The sequence below is a fragment of the Cryobacterium sp. MLB-32 genome, assembly GCF_000738085.1.
In the GTDB taxonomy this organism is placed as follows: Bacteria; Actinomycetota; Actinomycetes; order Actinomycetales; family Microbacteriaceae; genus Cryobacterium.
In genome coordinates, this window is sequence record NZ_JPRS01000164.1 from 1 (window position 1) to 5,745 (window position 5,745).

Annotated in this window: 7 protein-coding genes; 3 read left to right on the plus strand and 4 right to left on the minus strand. The window is 64.6% G+C overall.

Features of this window, described 5'->3' with window-relative positions; translation table 11 throughout:
• Nucleotides 1-109 precede the first annotated feature (109 nt).
• A complete protein-coding gene (locus JF66_RS14555) occupies nt 110-355 on the minus strand; it encodes a cell division protein CrgA (protein WP_035879191.1) in 246 nt (81 codons plus the stop codon).
• An 86-nt stretch (nt 356-441) separates the two neighbouring features.
• Between JF66_RS14555 and JF66_RS14560 the strand changes: the two genes are divergently transcribed.
• The 3 genes from JF66_RS14560 to JF66_RS14570 are packed head-to-tail and all read left to right on the plus strand — an operon-like array spanning nt 442 to nt 2,075.
• Nucleotides 442-1,269, plus strand: coding sequence for a class E sortase (locus JF66_RS14560; protein WP_231556444.1), 828 nt, complete (start codon nt 442-444; stop codon nt 1,267-1,269).
• 9 nt (nt 1,270-1,278) lie between these two features.
• Nucleotides 1,279-1,437, plus strand: coding sequence for a hypothetical protein (locus JF66_RS23730; protein ID WP_035879192.1), 159 nt, complete (start codon nt 1,279-1,281; stop codon nt 1,435-1,437).
• Complete coding sequence (locus JF66_RS14570; RefSeq protein ID WP_035879193.1) at nt 1,437-2,075, plus strand: aminodeoxychorismate/anthranilate synthase component II; 639 nt, start codon at nt 1,437-1,439, stop codon at nt 2,073-2,075. Before JF66_RS23730 ends, JF66_RS14570 begins: the two co-directional genes overlap by 1 nt.
• A 54-nt stretch (nt 2,076-2,129) precedes the next feature.
• Here the strand turns inward: JF66_RS14570 and pknB are convergent, their stop codons facing one another.
• The 3 genes from pknB to JF66_RS23085 form a co-directional block, all read right to left on the minus strand.
• Nucleotides 2,130-3,764, minus strand: a complete 1,635-nt coding sequence (gene pknB, locus JF66_RS14575) for a Stk1 family PASTA domain-containing Ser/Thr kinase (protein WP_035879195.1) — start codon at nt 3,762-3,764, stop codon at nt 2,130-2,132.
• 133 nt (nt 3,765-3,897) lie between these two features.
• Nucleotides 3,898-5,598 (minus strand): protein kinase, encoded by a 1,701-nt coding sequence (locus JF66_RS14580; protein ID WP_035879196.1) that lies wholly within the window; start codon nt 5,596-5,598, stop codon nt 3,898-3,900.
• Nucleotides 5,595-5,745: penicillin-binding transpeptidase domain-containing protein (locus JF66_RS23085; RefSeq protein WP_255351537.1), on the minus strand; the 151-nt coding region annotated here is incomplete at its 5' end. The genes JF66_RS23085 and JF66_RS14580, both read right to left, overlap by 4 nt.

A 5,745-nucleotide genomic window follows, 5' to 3' on the forward strand; every position in this document is an offset into this window, starting at 1 on the left:
TGGCCCATGACACGGTACCCCTGTGGTTAAGTTATCCACAGGTTATCCACAAACTGGGGATAATTACACGGTTGTCATTAGCTGTTTGTGTGTCGGGTAGAACTCGCGATTAGCGCCAGCGGGTGGTCATGAGGAAGCCGACGAAGGCGATTCCGAAGCCAACCATGATGTTCCAGGAACCCAGCGCCGCGACGGGAAGCTGACTCTGGCTCACGTAGAAAACGATGATCCAGGCAAGGCCGAGCAGCATGAAGCCGAACATCACCGGCTTGAACCAGACGGCGTTCGGGGCTTGCTCGCCGGGGCGAGCGACCTCGGTGCGGGCGGGCTTGGTGCGGGGATTCGTTCGTGCCATGGAAGCGAGCTTACCGTCAAAGACGCCAATTCTGCGGGTTGACCGTGCGGGGCCCGTACCGTTGGCATCTTGAATAGACTCTAAGGGTGACCGATTCGACCGAACCTGAAGCCGTCGCGCCCAGGCGTGGTCGTCGTGCGCGCACTCCCACGGTTCGTCCGGTGAAGCGGGGCGTGAAGATCCTCGGCGTCATCGGGGAGCTCCTGATGACTGCTGGAGTGCTCGTGATGCTCTTCATCGGCTGGCAGCTGTGGTGGAACGACATGATCATGGCCAAGGAACAGTCAAACGCCGCGACGGAAATCAGTCAGAACTGGATCGACGAGGCCAAGCAGCACAGCGCGGACGACGCCACCGTCGCACCGGCCCCCGGCCCCGTTGACTACGGGGACCCGGTCGTCAGCACTGCGCCGGGAGACGCCCAAGCGTTCGCCGTTCTCTATGTGCCGCGGTACGGTGCGGACTATCACCGCACCATTGCCCAGGGAACCGGACACAACGTGCTCAACAGCACAACCCTCGGGATCGGGCATTACCCCGACACCCAAATGCCGGGCGAGGTGGGCAACTTCGCTGTGGCGGCTCACCGCAGCGCCTATGGCGGGGGAATGCACCTGATCAACGAGCTGCAGCTCGGTGACGCGATCTACGTTCAGACGTCCGATGGGTACTACACGTACCGATTCCGCGACCTGGAGTACGTGCCGCCGTCGGCCGTCGGAGTTCTTGCGCCCGTGCCAAACTTGCCCGGTGTTGCCCCCGTTGACCGGATCATCACCCTCACGAGCTGCAATCCGCTGTATTCGACGGCGGAGCGCATCATCGCCTACGGGGTGTACGAATCGTGGCAGCCGACATCCGCCGGTCCGCCCGAGGGACTCGCACCCATCATCGCCGCCCAGGCCCAGGGCTAGGAGACTCTCATGTATGCAGCACTGTGGCGCGTTCTACCCGGGCCTGTGTGGGTTCGCCTTCTTCAGGTGCTCATTCTGGTGGCCGCCGTCCTTTTCGTTCTGTCGACCTGGGTCTTCCCGTGGATCGACCAATTCGTCAGCAACCAGGAAGCGACGGTGGGTGGCTAATGGCCCGCATCCTTGTCATCGACAACTACGACAGTTTCGTCTACACCCTCAACGGGTACCTGATGGAGCTCGGGGCGGAGACGGTGGTCATGCGTAATGACGCCTTCGCACCGAGCGAGGCCGCGGACCGGATCGCCGACTTCGACGGGGTGTTGCTCTCCCCTGGTCCTGGCAAGCCATCGGACGCCGGGGTATCGGTGCCCATGGTGCGCGCCGCCCTCGAGTCCGGAGTGCCGCTCTTCGGCGTCTGCCTCGGGCATCAGGCGATTGCCGAGGCGTTCGGCGCCACCGTGACGAACGCCGAGGAGTTGATGCACGGCAAGACAAGCTTGATCACACACGACGAGAGTGACTTTTACGAAGGCGTGCCACAGCCGTTCACGGCGACGCGGTACCACTCGCTCGCCGTTGTTGATTCGACGGTCCCGAACGACCTCGTCGTGACCTCCCGCACGGATGGCGGCGTGATCATGGGGCTGCGTCACGAATCCGCCCCGATTCTCGGCGTGCAGTTCCACCCGGAGTCGGTTCTCACCGAGGGCGGCTACCGCATGGTGGGCAACTGGCTGGCGTTGGCCGGCTTGCCGGAGGCCCGCGAGGCCGCCAAGGGGTTGCACCCGCTCCTGCGCCTCAGCTGACGCCTCCCCGCCGGTCGCTGCCCCGCGGAGTCGGTGGGAGTGAACCGGTGGGAACTAGCCGGCGCAGTAGGTGAGCGTGATTTCAGAGTTCTGCGGAACGTCGCCCGGTGCCAGAGACTGATTCGTCACGGGGGAGCCAGGCGCTTGCTTGCAGGTGTAGTCCGGCTCCGGTTGGGTGACCACGAGTCGCAGCGTGTCGCCACCGAGAAGGTCGGTCGCCGCGCTCAGGGCTTGCCCGGTCATATCGCGGAGCGCCACCAGCCCGCTCGACACCACGAAGTCCACCGTGACCCCCGCTACCTCTGCGGCCTCTGCCGCGGGGTCGGTGCTCATCACGACGTCGGCGGCTACGGTGGGGGAGTTCTCCCGCGTGACCGACCCTGAGACGAGACCTGCGGCCTCTATGGCGGCCTGCGCATCAGCTATCGACTGATTGACGACATTGGGCACAGTCACGGGCACAGCGCCGGTGGAGACGTACACCTTGATGACCTCGGCCGGGTGAACCGTGGTGCCGGCGGCCGGCACGGTGCGAATGACCCCGTCTGCGGGGACGGTGGCACTGGCCTCCTCGGCTTTGGTGGCAGCGAGGTCGAGGTCGAGGAGGTTGTTCTGCGCCTCGTCATACGTCTGTCCCGTGAGCACAGGGACCCGGCGCGAGTTGTCGGGGATTTCCGTGGAGGGCTTGAGCGTGTACACCCAGAACATCACGGAGATCACGATGACGACGACGGCCACGATACCGGCCCACACCCAGATGACGGGTGGCCGGCGCTGCGTGCGCACCATGGTCTGGTCTTCGCTGAGCTGCTTGATGGCCAGAACCGAGCCGGACTCAAGGGTGGGCGCCGAGCCGAAGAGACCGCCGCCGGCTTCGTCCGCAGCTCGGCCGGTGGGGATGTGACCTTCGCCGGCGGTGTGCACGTCGTTGCGGAACTCGACGGCGCTCTGATAGCGCGCGAAGCGGTTCTTGGCGAGGGCATGCGCCACCACGTAGTCGAGGGCGGGGGAGACCTTCGCGTTCAGAGACGACGGCTTGACCGGTGTCTCGCTGACGTGCTGGTACGCCACGGCCACGGGGGTATCCCCGAGGAAAGGGGCGCGCCCGGTGAGCATCTCGAAGAGCACAACGCCGGTGGAGTACAGGTCGGTGCGGGCATCGACGGATTCGCCCTTGGCCTGCTCCGGAGAGAAATAGGAGGCAGTGCCGAGAATCGCGGTTGTCTGGGCCACGGTCGTCGATGAGTCAGAGATGGCGCGGGCAATACCGAAGTCCATCACCTTGACCTGACCGGACTTCGTGATCATGATGTTGCCGGGCTTGATGTCGCGGTGCACGACGCCGGCGCGGTGCGAATACTCGAGGGCGGTCAGTACGCCGTCGATGATGCGCACGGACTCAACGGCGTCGATCGGTCCTTCGCGAATGATGTCTTTGAGCAGCCGGCCGTCAACGTGCTCCATCACGATGAACGGTACCTGCGAAACGGTTCCGTTGTCGTCGGTGACCGTCTCTTCGCCGGCGTCGAACACTCGCACGATTGTGGGGTGGGCCATGCGGGCCGCGGCCTGAGCCTCCTGACGGAAGCGAGTGCGGAACGCCGGGTCCGCCGCCAGCGACGACTTGAGCAGCTTGATGGCGACCGTGCGCCCGAGCCGGGAATCGGTGCCGATGTGTACGTCGGACATACCGCCGCGGCCGATGAGTGCACCAACGCGATAGCGACCAGCTAGCAAACGACCGTCATCACTCAAGACAGAACTCCCCGGGGTTCGTGGACACAACGGTCATTATGTTACCGACTTCCAAGTTGGGTGGGTGCTAACCGGTTGCGCCGGTTACGGTCACCGTCGTCGTGGGGGACGCCCCAGACTCCACCTGCCCACAGAAATAGGTGTACGAGACGTTGAACGTTGCGGGTCCGGTTGCCGGCCCGGCGGTCACCTTGGCCGTCGTTGAGTCGGAGGGGTTCGGAGCCGTGACGACTGCTCCGTTGTCGACGATCACTTTGTAGCCGGCCAGAGTCTGACCGGTAGGGCACGATTGCGAGGTCAGCGTCACCGTTACTGTGGCCCCGGGAGCCACGGCCGCTGGCGTGGCCGTGGGCGCCGTGGTCGGCGTCGTGGGCAGCGCCGGAGCCGCGTAGACCTTCACATCAATCGTCTCGCCGTTTTTCACCGGTCCGGTGGGGTTCACCGAGTAGACCGTGCCGACGACCTGATCAGCCGAGGTAGACGCATTTCCGTCTTGCACGTTTGCGACGAAGCCCATGGCGTCGAGCTTTGTGCGGGCTTCTTCGCTCGTGAGCCCCACGAAGTCGGCGGGATTGACCTGCGTCGTGGTGCTCACGGGGGTCGGCGACGGGGTCGGGGGAGGCGTGGGTGACGGCGTGGACGGGGGCGGGGACGGTGTACTCGAGGTCTCGATCGGGACAGGGGTGGTGTTGTTGTTCTGTGTGACCAGAGCGAAGATGGCGCCGGCGAGCACCAGTGCGAGCACGATGATCAGCGTGATCAACGACCACGACCAGGGACCCTTCTTCTTCGTTTTCGTGTCTGCTGCCACAGCGTCCGCGCGGGTTCCGCCGGCCGAAGCGGGCATGATAGTGGTGGCCTGGTCGGTGCCGCCCGGCATGAGCATCGTCGCTGCGGTGAGGGACTCTCCACCGAGCACACCGGGAACGGCAACTGCGGCAGCGGCGACGTCACCACGACGGAGAGCGGATGCGGCGCGCGCGAGGTGCGCAGCGGATGCGGGGCGTTCGGCCGGGTTCTTGGCCAGGCACGCGAAGACCAGATTGCGAACGGGCTCCGAAACGGTGGCCGGTAGCTCGGGCGCCGTCTCGTTGATCTGAGCCATGGCAATGGCCACCTGGGACTCGCCCGTGAACGGACGTCGTCCGGCGAGAGATTCGTAGGCGACGATTCCGATGGAGTAGATATCCGTGGTCGGCGAGGCGGGGTGGCCGCTCGCCTGTTCCGGCGAAAGATACTGCACCGTTCCCATCACCTGGCCGGTGGCCGTGAGCGGAACCTGGTCTGCGATGCGGGCGATACCGAAGTCGGTGATCTTGACGCGGCCCTCTGGCGTGATCAGCAGGTTGCCCGGCTTGATGTCACGGTGCACGAGGCCGGCGGCGTGGGCAGCGTGAAGGGCCAGAGAGGTCTGGGCCACGATGTCGAGCACCTTGTCGGTGGGAAGCACGTGCTCGCGCTCCAGGATCGTGGAGAGAGCCTCTCCGGGAACGAGTTCCATCACCAGGAAGGCGCTGCCGTCTTCCTCGCCATAGTCGAACACGTTTGCAATGCCCTCGTGATTGACGAGTGCCGCGTGGCGGGCTTCGGCGCGGAAACGCTCCAGGAAGCCGGGGTCGCCGAGATACTCGTCCTTCAAGATCTTGATCGCGACGGTGCGCCCGATCACCAGGTCGGTCGACTTCCACACCTCGCCCATACCGCCGATGGCGATGCGCGACTGCAGCTCGTAACGACCACCGAAGGTGAGCCCTGATGTGGGTCTCATTTGTTAAGCACCGCCTCTAGAACCTTTTGTGCGATCGGTGCGGCAAGGAGATTGCCGTACCCCGTTTGATCCATTCCGCCCCCGTCTTCCACAAGAACGGTGATGGCATACTTCGGGTCATTTGCCGGAGCGAATCCGGTAAACCAC

Bases quoted from the DNA above. Each gene is read 5' to 3' on its own strand.
- JF66_RS14555 (WP_035879191.1), bottom strand. From the start codon at position 355: ATGGCACGAACGAATCCCCGCACCAAGCCCGCCCGCACCGAGGTCGCT.
- JF66_RS23730 (WP_035879192.1), top strand. From the start codon at position 1,279: ATGTATGCAGCACTGTGGCGCGTTCTACCCGGGCCTGTGTGGGTTCGC.
- JF66_RS14570 (WP_035879193.1), top strand. From the start codon at position 1,437: ATGGCCCGCATCCTTGTCATCGACAACTACGACAGTTTCGTCTACACC.
- pknB (WP_035879195.1), bottom strand. From the start codon at position 3,764: ATGTCCGACGTACACATCGGCACCGATTCCCGGCTCGGGCGCACGGTC.
- JF66_RS14580 (WP_035879196.1), bottom strand. From the start codon at position 5,598: ATGAGACCCACATCAGGGCTCACCTTCGGTGGTCGTTACGAGCTGCAG.